At 42.6% G+C, this 17275-nt stretch carries 14 protein-coding genes; 13 read left to right on the top strand and 1 reads right to left on the bottom strand.

Annotation, left to right across the window (positions count from 1 at the left end):
- Positions 1 to 72: 72 nt before the first annotated feature.
- The 7 genes from D6856_RS11435 to D6856_RS11405 all read left to right on the top strand — a co-directional run bounded on the left by D6856_RS11435 (position 73) and on the right by D6856_RS11405 (position 8551).
- Positions 73 to 1722, top strand: a complete 1650-nt coding sequence (locus D6856_RS11435) for an NAD(P)/FAD-dependent oxidoreductase (protein ID WP_330544344.1) — start codon at positions 73 to 75, stop codon at positions 1720 to 1722.
- Between the two features lie 9 nt (positions 1723 to 1731).
- Entirely contained in the window at positions 1732 to 3228 is a 1497-nt protein-coding gene (locus D6856_RS11430; protein ID WP_120686986.1) for a GH39 family glycosyl hydrolase, read from the top strand.
- Positions 3229 to 3250: 22 nt separating this feature from the next.
- A complete protein-coding gene (locus D6856_RS11425; protein ID WP_120686985.1) occupies positions 3251 to 3805 on the top strand; it encodes a 5-formyltetrahydrofolate cyclo-ligase in 555 nt (184 codons plus the stop codon).
- Positions 3806 to 3874: 69 nt separating this feature from the next.
- The gene (locus D6856_RS11420) at positions 3875 to 5119 is read left to right on the top strand and encodes a glutamate-5-semialdehyde dehydrogenase (protein WP_120686984.1); all 1245 of its coding nucleotides are present in this window, start codon (positions 3875 to 3877) and stop codon (positions 5117 to 5119) included.
- Positions 5116 to 6234, top strand: coding sequence for a class II aldolase/adducin family protein (locus D6856_RS11415; protein ID WP_120686983.1), 1119 nt, complete (start codon positions 5116 to 5118; stop codon positions 6232 to 6234). The genes D6856_RS11420 and D6856_RS11415 overlap by 4 nt, the downstream gene beginning before the upstream one ends.
- Positions 6231 to 7355, top strand: coding sequence for a S66 family peptidase (locus D6856_RS11410; protein ID WP_120686982.1), 1125 nt, complete (start codon positions 6231 to 6233; stop codon positions 7353 to 7355). Before D6856_RS11415 ends, D6856_RS11410 begins: the two co-directional genes overlap by 4 nt.
- A gap of 131 nt (positions 7356 to 7486) precedes the next feature.
- Positions 7487 to 8551 carry a lactonase family protein gene (locus tag D6856_RS11405; RefSeq protein ID WP_120686981.1) on the top strand — a complete coding sequence of 355 codons (1065 nt, stop codon included), beginning with the start codon at positions 7487 to 7489 and terminating at the stop codon, positions 8549 to 8551.
- Between the two features lie 92 nt (positions 8552 to 8643).
- Here the strand turns inward: D6856_RS11405 and aroC are convergent, their stop codons facing one another.
- Positions 8644 to 9744, bottom strand: coding sequence for a chorismate synthase (gene aroC, locus D6856_RS11400; RefSeq protein ID WP_120686980.1), 1101 nt, complete (start codon positions 9742 to 9744; stop codon positions 8644 to 8646).
- Positions 9745 to 9901: 157 nt separating this feature from the next.
- On the opposite strand from aroC, the gene D6856_RS11395 reads away from it, so the two are divergent.
- The 6 genes from D6856_RS11395 to ilvD all read left to right on the top strand — a co-directional run bounded on the left by D6856_RS11395 (position 9902) and on the right by ilvD (position 17253).
- A complete protein-coding gene (locus tag D6856_RS11395) occupies positions 9902 to 11062 on the top strand; it encodes a M15 family metallopeptidase (protein WP_120686979.1) in 1161 nt (386 codons plus the stop codon).
- A gap of 9 nt (positions 11063 to 11071) precedes the next feature.
- Positions 11072 to 12253: a tRNA guanosine(34) transglycosylase Tgt gene (gene tgt, locus D6856_RS11390; RefSeq protein WP_120686978.1), complete on the top strand. Its 1182-nt coding sequence runs from the start codon at positions 11072 to 11074 to the stop codon at positions 12251 to 12253.
- 66 nt (positions 12254 to 12319) lie between these two features.
- Positions 12320 to 12679, top strand: coding sequence for a preprotein translocase subunit YajC (yajC, locus tag D6856_RS11385; RefSeq protein ID WP_092242880.1), 360 nt, complete (start codon positions 12320 to 12322; stop codon positions 12677 to 12679).
- Between the two features lie 101 nt (positions 12680 to 12780).
- Entirely contained in the window at positions 12781 to 13890 is a 1110-nt protein-coding gene (gene leuB / locus D6856_RS11380; protein ID WP_092242877.1) for a 3-isopropylmalate dehydrogenase, read from the top strand.
- The gene (locus tag D6856_RS11375; RefSeq protein ID WP_120686977.1) at positions 13859 to 15553 is read left to right on the top strand and encodes a glycosyltransferase family 39 protein; all 1695 of its coding nucleotides are present in this window, start codon (positions 13859 to 13861) and stop codon (positions 15551 to 15553) included. The genes leuB and D6856_RS11375 overlap by 32 nt, the downstream gene beginning before the upstream one ends.
- Before the next feature lie 23 nt (positions 15554 to 15576).
- Positions 15577 to 17253, top strand: coding sequence for a dihydroxy-acid dehydratase (gene ilvD / locus D6856_RS11370; RefSeq protein ID WP_120687110.1), 1677 nt, complete (start codon positions 15577 to 15579; stop codon positions 17251 to 17253).
- Positions 17254 to 17275: the final 22 nt, after the last annotated feature.

Genomic DNA, 17275 nt, shown 5'->3' with positions numbered 1-17275 from the left:
ATGATCCGAATCAATCAGATTAAAATTCATAATGATCTAAATACAAGCAAAACAAAGGAGGAGCTTTTTGATATGCTGTATCAAAAGGCTTCTAAGCTTTTACGGATAAACAGGAGCGATATCGAAAGCCTTGAGATAATAAGGCATTCGATCGATGCCAGGAAAAAGCCCGATATCTTTGATGTTTACATGGTAGACCTTTCCGTTAAAACGGGCTCTTATGAAAGAATCGTAAAAAAGTGTAAGGATAATAATATATCTGTTGTTTCGGTAGCCAAATATAATTTCGAAGAAATGGCTAAAGCTGCCAAGACAAAGGTTTCGGAGCATATTGATAAAGATGGAAAGATAGTTATTGTCGGGGCAGGTCCCGCAGGACTTTTCTGTGCATATATGCTTTCGGAGGCAGGATACAAACCTCTTGTGATCGAGAGAGGTTCCGATGTTGATAAAAGGCTGCATGCAGTGGAAGCCTTCTGGAGCGGAAAAGAGCTTGATGAGCATACGAATGTTCAATTTGGTGAAGGCGGTGCAGGTACTTTTTCCGACGGTAAGCTTAATACCATGGTAAAAGATAAGGACGGCAGAGGAAGAAAAGCACTGTCGATATTTGTAGAGCACGGTGCAAGTGACGATATCATGTACGAGGCAAAGCCTCATATCGGTACGGATATCTTGTGCAGAGTAATCAAGAGCATGAGGGAAAAGATCAAAGAACGCGGCGGAGAGTTTATGTTTGACTCTAAAGTCGATGAGCTTATGCTTGATGAAACAGGTAAGCTTACAGGCGTTAAGGTGGCGGATAAGATTATAAGCTGCTCATGCGCGGTTCTTGCGATCGGACACAGTGCGAGAGATACCTTTTACATGCTAAAGGATAAAAAGGTAAATATAGAGCCCAAGCCTTTTGCTGTGGGATTTAGAGTAGAACATCCGCAGAGTATTATAAATTTATCACAGTATGGAGTCGCAGATCCAAAGTCGCTTCCGGCATCACCATATAAGCTTGTGATGAATACGGATAAGGGCAGAGGGGTTTATTCGTTTTGTATGTGCCCCGGAGGTTATGTCGTAAATGCTTCTTCCGAAAAAGGAAGGCTTGCAGTTAACGGAATGAGCTACAGTGCCAGGGATTCCCGCAACGCCAATTCCGCGATAATCATGACGGTTTCACCAAAAGATTTTGGCGGTGATGATGTTTTGTCGGGAGTTGAGTTCCAAAGAAGACTTGAAGAAAAGGCTTTTGAGATCGGAAAAGGTAAGATTCCCGTTGAGTACTACGGTGATTTTAAGAAGGCCGTTAGCGGTAACGACAGCTCTTTTGACAAGAATAATAATGGAGATGCATCCAAAGCGGTACCTGAAAATGAGCTTATAAAAGAGCTTGATAAAAAAACCAATCTGCCGTGCATGAAGGGTGAATACTCTTTTGCGGAAGTGCATAAGATACTTCCCGATGAGCTTAACAGGGACTTCATACAAGGAATGGAGAAGTTCGGAAGGATGATAAAAGGATACAACAGTGACGGAGCGCTGGTTTCGGGCATTGAGTCAAGAACATCGTCACCCGTAAGGATACCGAGGGGGGATGACGGTGTGTCTACGAATATAAGAGGTCTGTATCCGTGCGGTGAGGGCGCGGGATATGCAGGCGGAATAATGTCCGCTGCGATGGACGGAATTAAGACAGCTGAGCTTATAGCAGCAAGTATAATGAATTAAGGAGTTTATATGAGCGACATGATCAAAATCGATTCTGCCGGCAAGGTTAACTTTAACAACAATGTCGATTACTGCGTCGGAACAGGACGCTTAGGGCTGGCTCTTACAGAGGAATATCTTAAAGAGCTTAAATATGTTCAGGATATGATCGGTTTTTCTTTTATAAGAGGACACGGTCTGTTTTCCGATGATGTCTCCATCTATCATGAGTATGAAGAAGACGGAGAAACAAAGGTTGAATATAATTATACGTATATAGACAGGATCTTTGACAGCTACTTAAAGCTGGGAATTCGTCCGTACCTTGAGCTTGGCTTTATGCCGGAGCAGCTCGCGAGCGGAATTCAGACTATCTTTTACTGGAAAGGAAACACCACACCTCCCAAGGATTACAAGAAGTGGACGGATATGGTGATAGCTCTTTTGCAGCATCTTATGGACCGCTATGGCGATGAAGTTGCAACTTGGCCCATAGAAGTATGGAATGAGCCCAATCTTGCCGGCTTTTGGTACGAAGCCGATATGGATGAGTATTTTAAGCTCTTTAAAGAGACATTTTATGCGATAAAGAAGTTTGATTCACGTTTTATGGTCGGAGGTCCCGCAATCTGCGGAGTTAAGGATGCCGAGTGGATAGAAGGCTTTTTAAAGCTTTGTAAAAAAGAGGGTATCCGTCCCGACAGGATAACGAGACATCATTATACGGTTGATTTCCCCGAGAGGATCGGGCATTATGATTATTCCACATTGGAAGACAGCGAGATGCGTTTTGACAATCTTAAGTCTACGCGCGATATAGTTGATTCTTTTGAAGAGTATAGAGGTCTTCCGATTCATCTAACGGAGTTTAGTACTTCTTATACTCCAAAGGGTGTTATTCATGATACGAATATCAATGCGGCTTACCTTGCAAGGCAGCTTTCAAGACTCGGCGATGTAAACGAAGCATATTCGTATTGGACTTTCGGAGATGTGTTTGAAGAGCAGGGTGTTCCTGATTCTCTTTTCCACGGAGGTTTTGGAATGGTCGCTGCGGGTAATATCCCCAAGCCAACTTTCTGGACATTCTATTTCTACAAGCAGCTTAAGCTTTTTGGAAGTGATTGTGTATATAGGGATGATAATTCTGTTATAGTTAAAAATGACAAAGGATTTAGCGGAATTCTTTGGAACATAGATGAAGAGGATATAGAGAGGCAGTATTCGTTTGACCTTGATCCTTCATCCGAGTACACGCTGATAAAAAAGATTGTTGATGAGTCTACATGTAATCCGCTTAAGCTTTGGCACGATATGGGTGAGCCCGCATATCCTATGGGCGATGAGATCGAGATGATCAAGAGCGGCGCTAATCCGCTTGTTTCAAGTGCCGTTGTCGCAGGTAAGATTGGCGCGGAAGTTTCTTTTGAGGTTAAAAAACACGGTGTTGTCTATTTTACTCTTACAAAGAGAAATTACACACCGGATCGCGGATATGATTATGATAAAGTGATATCTTTTCACTGATATTTTTTATGAAGGGGAGTATATGAAAAGTAAAGACGACATTAGGAAAGAACTGCTAAAGAAAAGAGATATTCTGACTTCGGAAGAAGTTGAAGTAAAGAGCAGAGCGATCTTTGAAAAGCTTGTGAATAACGAAGCCTACAAAAACGCAGAGAATATTCTTATTTATGCTTCATTTTTGACTGAAGTTAAGACGGATGAGATCATTCTCGATGCGCTCAGCCTTGGGAAAAATGTCTTTTGCCCAAAGGTTACGAACAGGGATCTGGGCTTTATGAAGTTTGTAAGGATATATGATACTTCGGAGCTTTCGGAAGGCTATTTTGGAATCAGAGAGCCTGAAATATCGGAAAATTCTGAGATCTACACTTCTTCGCCGAACACACTTGTGATAATTCCGGGAGTTGCCTTTGATAAAAAGGGTAACAGGATTGGCTACAAGGGCGGTTTTTACGACAGATTCCTGGCCGATCACAATGAAGCTTATAAAATTGCGATAGCTTACAGTTTTCAGATTTTGGATGAAATTATTCCCGAAATTCATGATATTCCTGTAAATGAGGTGATTTGTGAGTGATTTTCGGATATAATGTATTGAAGATTTTGATTTTTGAATCTGAAGAATTAAAAACGATGGGAGTATTAAATGGAACTTATTGAGATATGCAAACGTGCCAAAGAGGTTAAGTACGAAGTTCAGAATCTTTGCACGGATAAAAAGAACAAGGCACTGCTTGCCGTTGCGGATAAGCTTGAAGCAAAAGCGCAGGATATAATAAATGCCAACAAGAAAGATTACGAGAACGGTGAAAAGAACGGAATGTATCAGGGGCTTCTTGACAGACTCCTTCTTGATGAAAAGAGAATCAAGGCTATGGCTGACGGACTTCGTGTTGTAGCCGAGCTTCCCGATCCCGTGGGCGAGGTCACCGAGGAATTTGAAAGACCTAACGGACTTAAGATAAAGAAAGTAAGAGTTCCTATGGGCGTTATCGGAATAATCTACGAGGCACGTCCCAATGTAACAGCCGATGCATTTGCGCTTACTTTTAAAGCGGGAAATGCGGTTATCTTAAAGGGCGGAAGCGATGCGATCAATTCAAATATCGCTATTGCCAATACAATGAGAGAAGCTCTTACAGATGAGGGAATCAATCCCGATGCGATCCAGCTCATAGAGGATACGGACAGAAGCGTAACTACACAGTTCATGCAGATGAACGGTTATGTTGATGTTCTTATTCCCAGAGGAAGTGCCGGACTTATCAGAGCAGTTGTTGAGAATTCAACTATACCCGTTATTGAGACAGGTACCGGTAATTGCCACATCTATGTTGATAAGGCTGCCGATCTTGATAAGGCCATTCCCATTATAATCAATGCCAAGACTCAGAGGATCGGTGTATGTAATGCCGCTGAATCATTGGTTGTTCACGAGGCAGTTAAGGACGAATTCCTTCCTAAGTTTGAGAAAGCTATGAAGGAGCATAACGTTGAGATAAGAGGTGACAAGGACAGCGCGGCTGTAATGAGTTCAGCCAATCCCGCCACTGAAGAGGACTTTGGAAAAGAGTACCTTGATTACATTATCTCTGTTAAGACGGTTAAGGATGTTGATGAAGCTATCGCTCATATCAACAAATTCAACACAGGGCATTCCGAATCCATTATCACAGAGGATAAAGAGACGGCTCAGAAGTTCCTTGACAGAGTCGATGCTGCTTGCGTATACGTTAATGCTTCGACCAGATTTACGGACGGTTTTGAGTTCGGATTCGGTGCCGAGATCGGAATCAGCACACAGAAGCTTCACGCGAGAGGACCTATGGGTCTTAAAGAGCTTACATCATACAAATATCAAATTGTGGGAGAAGGACAGATCAGGGGATGATAGAAAACGAAATGGAGTTACTTGAAGCAAAGAAACATATCATAGCAGTTTCGCGCGAGCTCCACGAAGTCGGATTGCTCGTTCGAACCTGGGGAAACATAAGCCAAAGAATTGATGATAACAGTTTTTTAATTACACCTACGGGAATCAGATATGAAGATCTTACATCCGACATGATCTGTGAGGTTAAGATATCAGATCTTTCTTGTAAGGGAGATTATGCACCGTCAAGCGAGACGGCTGTTCATGCGGCTGCTTATAAAGCAAGAAAGGATGCGGGCTTTATTGTCCACACGCATCAGGTGTACGCATCATGCTGCAGCGCACTTGGTCAGAAGAAGATATATACATATTTTGACGATGAGGATATTGTTGTTCCTTGCGCTCCTTTTGCGCTTCCATGGACAGACAAGCTTGCTCAAAATGTCGGCGCCACACTTGAAAAATACAGTGATGCGCAGGGAATAATCATGGCCAATCACGGCGCACTCTGCATCGGAAGAGATTCGAAGGAAGCTATTTATGTTGCCGAGAAGCTTGAGGTTTCCTGCAACAACTTCCTTATCGATGTATGTAAGACGGATATGACGCATGGAGTGGAAGAGGGCTATAGCAGTCATCTTGAAAACGGACATATAGTCTATGATATTCACGATACTCCGAACAGAGTTAAGGATATTCACAAAGAGATATATGCAAAACGTCCCGATGTGAGATATATCATACACAATAAATCGGAGGCTGTTGTAACCGTATCGAGAACGGCAACACATATGAGACCTCTTTTATATGATTTTGCACAGCTTATCGGATACAGTATCAAGGTGCCCAGCAATGAGCACGGTAAAGACGGAATGAATTACCATAACATCAAAAAGAATGTAAACGCCGTTTTTGCTCTAAATGACGGAGCATATTGCCTCGGTGTTACTTACGATGATGCCATGGATGCTTCGATCGTTCTTGATAAGGGATGTATTGCACATCTGGCTGCGCTTCGACACGGAGAATGTCACTATCTGTCTATCTTTGATTGCATCAGGATGAACAGGCTATACAGGAATAAATATTCCAAGCTTGCAGATATGTACAAGCATAACAAGGAGAATGAATGATAAAAAGGCCAAAGAGTATAGGTCCGGGATCCGTTATCGGTATTACCGCACCTTCTTTTGGTTGTGCGCGAGAACCGTACAGCTATCTAATAGATGTTGCCATTGAGAATATTACTAAAAGAGGCTATAAGATATTGGAAGGCAAGACAGCCAGACTCGGTGACGGAATCGGAATCAGCACCGATCCCAAAGTGGCGGCTGCGGAGCTTACAGAGTTTTACAAAAGAGACGACATAGACGCGATAATCTCTGCGGGCGGCGGCGAGCTCATGAATGAGACAATAACTTATGTTGATTTTGAGGAGCTTAAAAGTGCAAAGCCCAAGTGGTTTGTAGGCTATTCAGACAATACCAACTTTATTTTTCCTCTTGTGACCATTACAGGCGTTCAGGGAATTTACGGACCTTGTATTTCGGGCTATGGTAAGGTCTTTGAAGCTACGGAAGAGGATGCGTTTGCTCTTTTGGAAGGAACTAAGAACGAATTTAAGGGCTATGACAGCTTTGTAAAAGAGCCTGAGAAGACAGATGAATGTGAAGCGGAAGCTTTAGACGATACGGAGCCTGAACAGGATCTTTTTTCAAAGCCGAGAGAAGAGATCTTAAAAGTTTTGCGCGAGTATAGATTTGAATTAAATGAAAAGAAGGTTCTGACTTCTTTTTCATGTGACGGAGGAAAGGTTGTTAAGCTATCTTCCGGCGATAAGGTAAGTGCCTCCGGAATTCTATTGGGCGGCTGCCTTGAAGTCCTTGAAAACCTTGTCGGTACAAGATTTGACAGGGTAAAAGAGTTTAAGAAAGAAAATAAAGATATTATATGGGTTCTTGAAAAGTGTGAAATGAATCCGATGAGTTACAGAAGGAGTCTTTGGAATCTCAGAGAAGCGGGATGGTTTGACGGTGCTGCCGGCTTTATAATAGGTCGCCCCGGAAACTTCTTTGACGGCGACATGATGGGAGTAGACAGATTTAATGCTGTTACAGATATACTTGCGCCTATCGGAGCTCCGATAATAATGGATGCCGATATAGGACATGTCAATCCCATGCTTCCCGTGATAATGGGAGCTGATGCGCTTGTTACAGCCGTCGGAAATGACCTTAATATCAAATATCTATAGATTAAAAGCCATATACACCCTGACTTTATGACGAGCCGGGGTGTATTTTTGTTCCCACTTTTCTTTATCTGTGCTAAAATATGAAGAAGACAAAGCTTTTACAAATCGCTTTAGGGAGGCATATATTAACAATGGCTGGTAATAAAAAGTATGTTGCTTACGTTTCAAGCTACACATCCGGACTTGGTTCTGATTACGGAATCAGAATTTATGATGTAGATCTTAAGAAAGGCAGACTCACCGAGAAACAGAAGGTTGAGATCACCAATTCTTCTTATATAGGAATCGCACATAACAAAAAGACATTGTACTCGATCACCGACGAAGGTGTTGAGGCTTATCATATTGAGAAGGACGGAAGTCTTAAGTTCCTTAACGAGGCTTCTATCAACGGTATGCGCGGATGCTATGTTAATATGGATCAGCAGGATAATTATCTTATCACCGCAGGTTATCACGACGGTAAGGTTACAATCCTTAAGCTTAATAAGGACGGAAGCATTGGCGAGATAACAGATGAGAGATACCATAAGGGACTTGGTACAGCTGCGGGCAGAAACCATGTTCCTCATGTTCAGTGTATCAAGGTGTCCAAGGACAATCAGTATCTTCTTGCGGCAGATCTTGGTATGGACAGAGTTAATGTTTATAAGCTAGATCTTGAGACAGGTAAGATCAAGGAAGTTGACGTTATTCACTGCGATCAGGAATCATCACCCAGACATATGCAGTTTTCCAAGGATGGAAAATTCTTGTATGTTTGTCTTGAGCAGAAGTGCGCGATCGAAGTTTATGAGTATGTAGATAACAACGGCGATCCCGATTTTAACAAGGTTCAGTCCGTTTCATGTTCCGATGAATCCGATTCACTCGGCGTGGCAAGCAGCGCGCTTACTTTCTCTGAGGACTACAATTACCTTGTAAGCTCAACAGCAGGAGAGAACAACGTGATCGTATTTAAGGTTGATAAGGATACGGGACTTCTTACGAAGCTTATCCAGCTTCCTGTTGCGGGAGAGTATCCCAAGGATGCAGCTCTTTTCCCCGATAACAAGCATTTGGTATCACTCAACCACGAGTCTGATTCAATGACTTTCTTCCATGTTGATATGAAGGCGGGAACGATCGTTATGAACGGACCTGAGCTTCCGATACCCAGACCTAACTGTATCGTATTCCATCAGCTTGAGGATTGATCAAAATAAAAAATATTAAAGCCGCAGGAATCTGAGTTTTCAGAACCTGCGGCTTATATTATTTGATTTTTTGTTATATCGGAATATATTCTTTATTTCTTGTAGAAGTTTATGACATTTTCTGCCTTTGCATACATATTGGATATCATGAGGTCCAAAAGTGTGATGGCGCACATGCTCTCAACAACGACAACCGCTCTCGGAACTACAACGGGGTCGTGACGGCCTTTGATATTGATCTCGATATTTTCACCGTTTTTGTTTACGGTATTCTGAGAAGCAGCGATGCTGGGAGTCGGCTTTACATGGGCTCTTAACATGATGGAAGAGCCATCGGACATTCCTCCGAGTATTCCGCCTGAGTGGTTGGTAGCTTTGGCTACTGAGCCTTCTTCCATAATAAATTCATCGTTGTTTTCAGATCCGGTATATTTTGAAACATTGGTGCCATCACCAATCTCGATTGCTTTAACGGCACCTACACTCATAACGGCTCTTGATAGAAGAGCATCAAGTTTATCAAAAACAGGTTCTCCGATTCCTGCGGGAACTCCCGTTATCTTACATTCTATGACACCGCCTATAGAGTCACATTCGGCGCGTTTAGCCGCAATAAGTTCCATTGCTTTTATATCTGCATCTCTGTCAGGCATTGAAGTGGGAGTCGAGAAGATCGCGTCCTTATCAAACTTGGAATCGTCAATCTCGACATCTCCGATAGAACGTGTATATGCGCATACATCGATGCCCATTTGCGAAAGAAGCTTTTTGCAAAGAGCTCCTGCGGCAACTCTGCCGATTGTTTCTCTTCCCGAAGATCTTCCGCCTCCTCTGTAATCTCTAAAGCCATATTTCATATCAAAAGGATAATCGGCATGACCGGGGCGATAGTAGCTTGCAATCTCACTGTAATCCCCAGAGCGCTGAGAAGTATTCTCAACAAGCATTGAGATGGGGGTTCCGGTTGTCTTACCTTCGAATATTCCGGATAAGATCCTTACCTTGTCATCCTCTTTTCTTGAAGTTGTAGCGGCGCTTGTTCCGGGCTTTCTTCTGTCAAGGAGCTTCTGAACGTCTTCTTCGCACAGCTCCATGCCTGCAGGGAAACCGTCTATAACCACTCCCAGAGCGGCTCCGTGAGATTCTCCCCATGTTGATATTTTGATATTGTTTCCGAGAATTGAACCTGACATTTTAGTTCCTCATTTCCAGTATTAGTTGTCTTTCTATATCATAATACATTACCTAGGGCAAAAAATGTAAAAAAAGATGAAAACGGTACAAAAATGTTATATAATATATAAAGACTTTGATTAAGGCATAATATCGAAATATGAGGGGATTTCCGATATGAACGCTAGTAATCTACAGATGAAGCTCACCTTTAAGAATAAGGTGGTTTCAGCCGTTAGTAAATTTAACAGGAAGCATAAGGCTTTGTCCTTTTTAGGCATCGCTTATGCGTTATTTGCGATAACTGTTTACAATATTCTGTTTTGTTTTTACAGAAATGCAAAGAGGCATATTTGTCTTGCGTGTATCTTACTGTTCTTTGTCTTCAGCAGCAGCTTTTCTTATCCTGCTATGTCCCTTAACATCAGTTTTGCTACAGATATGAGTATAGAGGATTATTCGGCCGATGATTCTATAAGTCTGTCCGAGACGGAAGTTGCGGAATCAGATGCTGAGCTTGCTGTTGTAAATGATGTTGACAAGACTCTTATCGAAGAAGCTATGGACAGCGTCAATCCCGACGTTGCCGAGGCTGAACACATGAATCCCGAAAAGCAGGCATCACTTTCTCAGATCTTGGAGTCTGCCGGCGATTCCGATGATACATCAATAGAAAATACTGCCGATGATGTAGAGTCTAACTCTGAAAAAGCAGATCCTGTGACAGAGTATTTTTCACAGTTTACGGAAACAGGTAAGGTTTTTGACAGCAGCGAATGGAATATCATTCTTGTCAACAAACAGCACCCGATACCCGAGAATTATGAGTTTCCTCTTGGAGTTATCAGCGGAAGCATGAAGTGCGATGAGAGGATCATCTCACCGCTCCTTGATATGATGAGAGCGGCAAGCGCCGATGGTGTTAGTCTTATTATCTGTTCTCCTTACAGAGATCGTGACAGACAGACAATGCTTTTTGACAACAAGATTGACAGATACATGGATGGCGGAATGTCTTATATGGAAGCTTATAACCTTGCGTCTCAGGCTGTTACGGTTCCGGGATCTTCAGAGCACCAGATCGGACTTGCGATTGATATTATCAGTGACAATTATTCCAACCTCGATGAGGGATTTGGCAATACACCGGCCGGAAAGTGGCTTCACGACAACAGTTACAAGTATGGATTCATATTAAGATATCCCGAGGGAAAAGAGAAAATTACAAGTATTGAGTACGAACCCTGGCATTTTAGATATGTGGGGGTTGACGCAGCAACGATTATCTACGAAAATGATATCTGCCTGGAGGAATTCTGGAATACATACGTTAAGTAGAGGATATATATGTACAAAATAATTAAAAAAGACGGAAACGCCAAGAGAGCTGAATTTACTACCGTACACGGAGTGATTCAGACTCCCGTGTTTATGAACGTTGCAACGGTTGCGGCAATAAAGGGCGGTGTTTCCACTTATGATCTTGAAGGTATAGATACTCAGGTGGTTTTGTCCAACACCTACCACCTGCATTTAAGACCGGGAGATGATCTGATCTACAGAATGGGCGGGCTCCACAAGTTTATGTCGTGCGATAAGCCTATTCTTACTGATTCGGGCGGATTCCAGGTCTTTTCTCTTGCAAAGACAAGAAGAATCAAGGAAGAAGGCGTTTATTTCCATTCGCACATTGACGGACATAAGCTCTTTATGGGTCCTGAGGAGAGTATGAGAATACAGTCGCACCTTGGTTCCACGATCGCGATGGCTTTTGATGAATGTCCTTCCGCCAAGGCTGAGCATGATTATGTTCAGATGTCTGTAGACAGGACAACAAGATGGCTTGAGCGTTGCAAAAAAGAGATGGACAGATTAAACAGCCTTCCTTACACGGTCAATCCGAATCAGATGCTTTTCGGTATAAATCAGGGAGCAATCTTTGATGACATAAGAATTGAACACGCCAAGAGGATCAGCGAGATGGATCTTGACGGTTATGCTGTCGGCGGACTTGCTGTAGGTGAGAGCCATGAAGAAATGTATCATGTTCTTGAAACTACGGTTCCTTATCTACCGGAAAACAAACCCACATATCTGATGGGTGTCGGAACACCGGCCAATATTCTTGAAGCGGTAGACAGAGGAATAGACTTTTTTGACTGTGTTTATCCAAGCAGAAACGGTCGTCACGGCCATCTTTATACAAAGAGAGGCCATATCAATATCTTAAATGCAAGATATGAATATGATGACACACCGATTGAAGAAGGATGTAAGTGTCCAGCATGTACGAGATATTCCAAGGCCTATATAAGACATCTTCTTAAGGCCGGAGAGATGCTTGGAATGAGACTTTGTGTTCTTCATAATCTCTATTTTTACAATCATCTTATGGTTGATATTAGAAATGCCATTGAAAAGGGAGAGTATTCGTCCTTTAAGAAGCAGATGATCGAAGGAATGCAGGAATTTGACGGCGCTGAATCAAAAAGTAAATACAACATCGCCGTTAATTGGAGAAAAGGTTGAATTTAGCTTTTCTTTTTAGTATTATTTATTGGTGTATATTAAACTAACTAATAGTTGGAGGATGTTATGGTATTATTTTTAACAGCTCAGGAAGCCGGAGCCGGCACTCCTATTTACGGAACATTGGCTATATATGCGGTATTCATGGTAGCTATTTACTTTTTGATGATCCGTCCCGGAAGAAAAGATCAGAAGCAGAAGGCACAGGTACTTGCTTCTCTTGATATCGGTGACAGTGTTAGAACAACAGGCGGATTCATCGGTACAGTTATTGATATCAATGATGATATGGTTATCGTTGAGTTCGGTAACAATAAGAATTGCCGTATACCCATGGTAAAGGATGCAATCGTTGAGGTTGAGAAGCCTGAGGATGCAACCGTTAAGGCAGACAGCAAGGATGCCAAGGATTCCAAGAAAAAGTAATCACTTTAGAATTCTTAAAGCCTGATTGGCATGCCAATCAGGCATTTGTTCTATAATAGAAATTTATTAAATTAACTTACTAAAGCATCAAGGGAGTCATTATGAAAATGAACATTACTTGCATCCCGGGTGACGGAATTGGACCCGAGATCGTTACAGAGGCCAAGAAGGTTCTCGATAAAGTTTGTGAGAACTTTGGTCATGAGATTGAATACAAAGATATTTTGATGGGCGGATGCTCAATAGATGTACACGGAGTTCCTCTTACAGATGAGGCAATTGCCGATGCCAAGGCTGCCGACGCGGTTCTTATGGGATCGATCGGAGGAAACACTTCAACATCTCCTTGGTATAAGCTTGAACCACAGCTTCGTCCCGAGGCAGGACTTCTTAAACTTCGCAAGGCACTTAATCTTTTTGCCAATTTAAGACCTGCATATCTTTATCCTCAGCTTAAGGACGCTTGTCCTTTGAAGGAAGCCGTTGCGGAAGAGGGCTTTGACATGCTCATTATGAGAGAGCTTACGGGTGGCCTTTACTTCGGAGAACGCAGCACAGAGCTTAAAGACGGAGAGATGGTCGCAACAGATACACTTACATACAAAGAGAGTGAGATCAGAAGAATAGCGATCAGAGCTTTTGATGTTGCAAGAAAGCGCAGAAAGAGCGTTATCAGTGTAGATAAGGCCAACGTTCTTGATTCTTCAAGACTTTGGAGAAAAGTAGTCGAGGAAGTTAAAAAGGATTATCCCGATGTGACTTTAGAGCATATGCTCGTAGATAACTGCGCAATGCAGCTTGTTAAGAACCCTGCTCAGTTTGACGTTGTTCTTACAGAGAATATGTTCGGAGATATTCTCTCCGATGAAGCCAGCATGATCACAGGATCTATCGGAATGCTCTCAAGCGCATCCTTAAATGATACAAGCTTTGGACTTTATGAGCCCAGCCACGGCAGTGCTCCCGATATTGCGGGAAAAGATATCGCCAATCCCATTGCAACGGTTTTGTCGGCTGCAATGATGCTCAGATATTCATTCAACCTCGATAAAGAGGCTGATGCCATTGAAAAGGCAGTTGAGAAAGTACTTGAGGACGGTTTTAGGACTGTAGATCTTTTACCTAAGGGTGAAGAAGATAAGTTTACACTTGTCGGATGTAGCCGGATGGGAGACCTTATTGCTGAACGAATCATTTGTAGCAAAGAGTGAAAAAAGAATATATGACCTGTTACCGCATGAACCTGAGACAATCGGTGTAACCTTGTTTATAATCGGTATGGCCGTCTATTATCTGTGGCGTATGTTTGCGATTACTCCTCAGTATGATGAGCTTTATACTTTTTATACTTTTATAAGTAAAGGACCGGTATATTCAGCAATTCATTGGCCGCTTCCGAATAACCACGTAGGATATTCGGTTTTGTCTGCGATACTCAATGTTTTCGGCAATCCGTATATCGGACTTCGCGGTATTTCTTATATCTGCGCGGTTTCAAACCTTATTCTTGTCTACAGGATATGTAAAAGATACTACGCTCACGGACTTCCGCTTGGTGCGGTGTGCTTATACAGTGCAATGCAGATTGTTAATGAGTACAGTGTTCAGGGAAGAGGATATACGCTTGCGACAACATGTTTTTTGATAGCAATCTATGTTATCGGAGACATTTGCAGAATCGGTGAGGATGATACGTTCCCTTATGCCAAGCTTACCATTGCGCTTGTGCTCGGTTTATATACCGTTCCCAGCAGCATTTACTGGGTTATCCCGGTCGGTTTGTCGGCAGTTCTTTTTCTTGTTATCAATGCATACAGAAGTAAGAGCGTTTACACCAAGATAGGGGATAATATTTATTATAAGAAGCTGCGTTCCTTGGTTATTTCGGGAATAGTAGCGGCGGCCATCACATTCTTTTTATATCTTATTATTTGGCTCGCTATCGGTTCCAACCTTTTGGTGAAAACCGAAGATTCCGGATTCTATGGAATGTCACACGTAAGTGTGCTCCTTCATGCTCCGTTTAAAGCGGCCGGAACGGGAATTAATTACATGCTTTCGCAGCCTTATATTCAGAGTGTCAGTGCCGCAGAGTTTAAGGCCAGATACCCGGGCTGGATCATAAGTCTTTTTGAATACATGATACCGAGAGGCGGAGCAGTACTTCTGATTTTTGTTATCATAAGCTTGGGATGTCTTTTTTATGAGTGTTTCAAGCATTTTGAATACAGTAGAACGGTCATAAACCTTGTTGTTATAGTAAATGTGCTTTTTATAGCGATCGTATTGATCCTTCAGCGTAAATTGCCTTATCTTAGGGTGTTCAGCTACAGCGGTTTTATTTTTGCCTTATGCATTTGCACTGTAATGGAGAGGCTTATCAATGTGACGGTAAGACTTTACAACAAAAAGAAAATGGCCGGAAACTGGGATGCTTCTTTACATCTCGAAAATGAGAGCATTGAAAAAAGCGGAAAGTGGTACGGCGGACTTGGCGTCTATCTTCCGATGGCGTTCATGCTGCTTGTGTTTATCTGCAGATTCTTTAGTCCTTCGTACAGCATGCAGCTGGGCGGACGAGAGAATGAAGTGTTCAACATTCTGTATATTGCCGATGTTCCGATCAGAGACAATATGGCGGTGCTTGACTGTGATCAGCAGTATCTTCTTAAGTTTGGATGGGACATAAATTGCAATAAGATGGATGTTACTGATTCGGATTGTGTTATTCTTGATAAGAATATGATGACTCCCGGATACAGCGGTGATGATTTTTGGAAATTCTATCAGACATATGAGACCATTGATTGGGATTATCTGAATACACTTCATGTTTTATATGAAAATGAGAATTTTATTCTATATATCAAGTGAGAAAAAGGAGAAATGTTATGGCTATGAATAGTGACAGAGTTATGGAAGGTTTACAGCAGGCTCCTCACAGAAGCTTGTTTAATGCTCTCGGATTTACCGAGGAAGAAAGAAAAAGACCGCTTATCGGTATTGTTAGTTCATACAACGAGATTGTTCCCGGTCATATGAATCTTGATAAGATCACTGAGGCTGTTAAGCTTGCGATTGCGGAAGCCGGTGGAATGCCTGTCGTTGTTCCCGCTATCGCTGTCTGCGACGGTATTGCCATGGGACATATCGGAATGAAGTATTCACTTGTTACAAGAGATCTTATCGCTGACAGTACGGAATGTCTTGCTACAGCACATGCTTTTGACGGAATGGTATGCATTCCCAACTGTGACAAGAACGTTCCCGGACTTCTTATGGCAGCTGCAAGAGTAAATATCCCTACAGTATTCGTTTCGGGCGGACCTATGATGGCCGGAAGAGTTGACGGTCATAAGACATCACTTTCTTCTATGTTTGAAGCGGTTGGAAGTGTCTCAGCAGGTAAGATGACAAACGAAAAGCTCTGCGAGTATGAAGAGAAGGCTTGTCCCACATGCGGATCTTGCTCAGGTATGTACACAGCCAATTCTATGAACTGTCTTACAGAGGCGATCGGTATGGGACTTCCCGGAAACGGAACAATTCCCGCCGTATATTCAGCACGTATCCGTCTTGCTAAGCACGCAGGTTACGCTGTAATGAACCTTATTAAGAACAACATTCGTCCCAGAGACATCATGACAAAAGAAGCATTTATGAATGCTATGGCTATGGATATGGCTCTTGGATGCTCTACAAATACAATGCTGCATCTTCCGGCTATTGCTCATGAAGCAGGTGTTGATATCAACATGGAAGTTGCCAATGATGTATCAAGCAGAACTCCCAATCTTTGTCACCTTGCACCCGCCGGTGCCACATACATGGAGGATCTCAACGAGGCAGGCGGTGTTCTTGCCGTTATGTCAGAGCTTGTTAAGAAGAATCTTCTAAATCTTGATGTTCTTACGGTTACAGGTAAGACCTTGAAAGAGAACCTTGAAGGTGTTAAGAATCTCAATCCCGAAGTTATCAGGCCTATTGAGAATCCTTATATGGAGTCAGGCGGAATTGCCGTACTTAAGGGAAATATTGCTCCCGATACAGGTGTTGTTAAGAAGTCTGCCGTTGTTCCAGAGATGCTTGTTCACGAGGGACCTGCCAGAGTATTTGACTGCGAGGAGGATGCTATCGAAGCTATCCTTACAGGTAAGATCGTTGCAGGAGACGTTGTGGTTATCAGATATGAAGGACCTAAGGGAGGCCCCGGAATGAGAGAGATGCTCAATCCCACATCTGCGATCGCAGGTAGAGGACTTGGCTCAAGCGTAGCTCTTATCACTGACGGAAGATTCTCAGGAGCCAGCCGCGGAGCTTCTATCGGACACGTTTCTCCCGAAGCTGCAGTCGGCGGACCTATTGCTCTTATCGAAGAAGGTGATATAATCAGCATCGATATTCCTAACAATGCACTTAATGTTAAGGTATCCGATGAAGAGCTCGCAAAGAGAAGAGAGAAATGGCAGCCCAGAGAGCCCAAGATCACTACAGGCTATCTTGCAAGATACAGAGAGCTTGTTACCAGCGGAAACAGAGGAGCAATCCTTGAGATTCCCGGTACTTCAAAATAATTATATATAAATAGGATGGTAT

This window comes from Butyrivibrio sp. XB500-5, assembly GCF_003625505.1.
GTDB lineage: Bacteria > Bacillota > Clostridia > Lachnospirales > Lachnospiraceae > Butyrivibrio.
This window is presented reverse-complemented; position numbering and strand designations above follow the sequence as displayed.

Bases quoted from the DNA above. Each gene is read 5' to 3' on its own strand.
- D6856_RS11430 (WP_120686986.1), top strand. From the start codon at position 1,732: ATGAGCGACATGATCAAAATCGATTCTGCCGGCAAGGTTAACTTTAAC.
- leuB (WP_092242877.1), top strand. From the start codon at position 12,781: ATGAAAATGAACATTACTTGCATCCCGGGTGACGGAATTGGACCCGAG.
- tgt (WP_120686978.1), top strand. From the start codon at position 11,072: ATGTACAAAATAATTAAAAAAGACGGAAACGCCAAGAGAGCTGAATTT.
- D6856_RS11420 (WP_120686984.1), top strand. From the start codon at position 3,875: ATGGAACTTATTGAGATATGCAAACGTGCCAAAGAGGTTAAGTACGAA.
- D6856_RS11415 (WP_120686983.1), top strand. From the start codon at position 5,116: ATGATAGAAAACGAAATGGAGTTACTTGAAGCAAAGAAACATATCATA.
- D6856_RS11395 (WP_120686979.1), top strand. From the start codon at position 9,902: ATGAACGCTAGTAATCTACAGATGAAGCTCACCTTTAAGAATAAGGTG.
- D6856_RS11425 (WP_120686985.1), top strand. From the start codon at position 3,251: ATGAAAAGTAAAGACGACATTAGGAAAGAACTGCTAAAGAAAAGAGAT.
- aroC (WP_120686980.1), bottom strand. From the start codon at position 9,744: ATGTCAGGTTCAATTCTCGGAAACAATATCAAAATATCAACATGGGGA.
- D6856_RS11410 (WP_120686982.1), top strand. From the start codon at position 6,231: ATGATAAAAAGGCCAAAGAGTATAGGTCCGGGATCCGTTATCGGTATT.
- D6856_RS11405 (WP_120686981.1), top strand. From the start codon at position 7,487: ATGGCTGGTAATAAAAAGTATGTTGCTTACGTTTCAAGCTACACATCC.
- D6856_RS11435 (WP_330544344.1), top strand. From the start codon at position 73: ATGCTGTATCAAAAGGCTTCTAAGCTTTTACGGATAAACAGGAGCGAT.
- ilvD (WP_120687110.1), top strand. From the start codon at position 15,577: ATGAATAGTGACAGAGTTATGGAAGGTTTACAGCAGGCTCCTCACAGA.
- yajC (WP_092242880.1), top strand. From the start codon at position 12,320: ATGGTATTATTTTTAACAGCTCAGGAAGCCGGAGCCGGCACTCCTATT.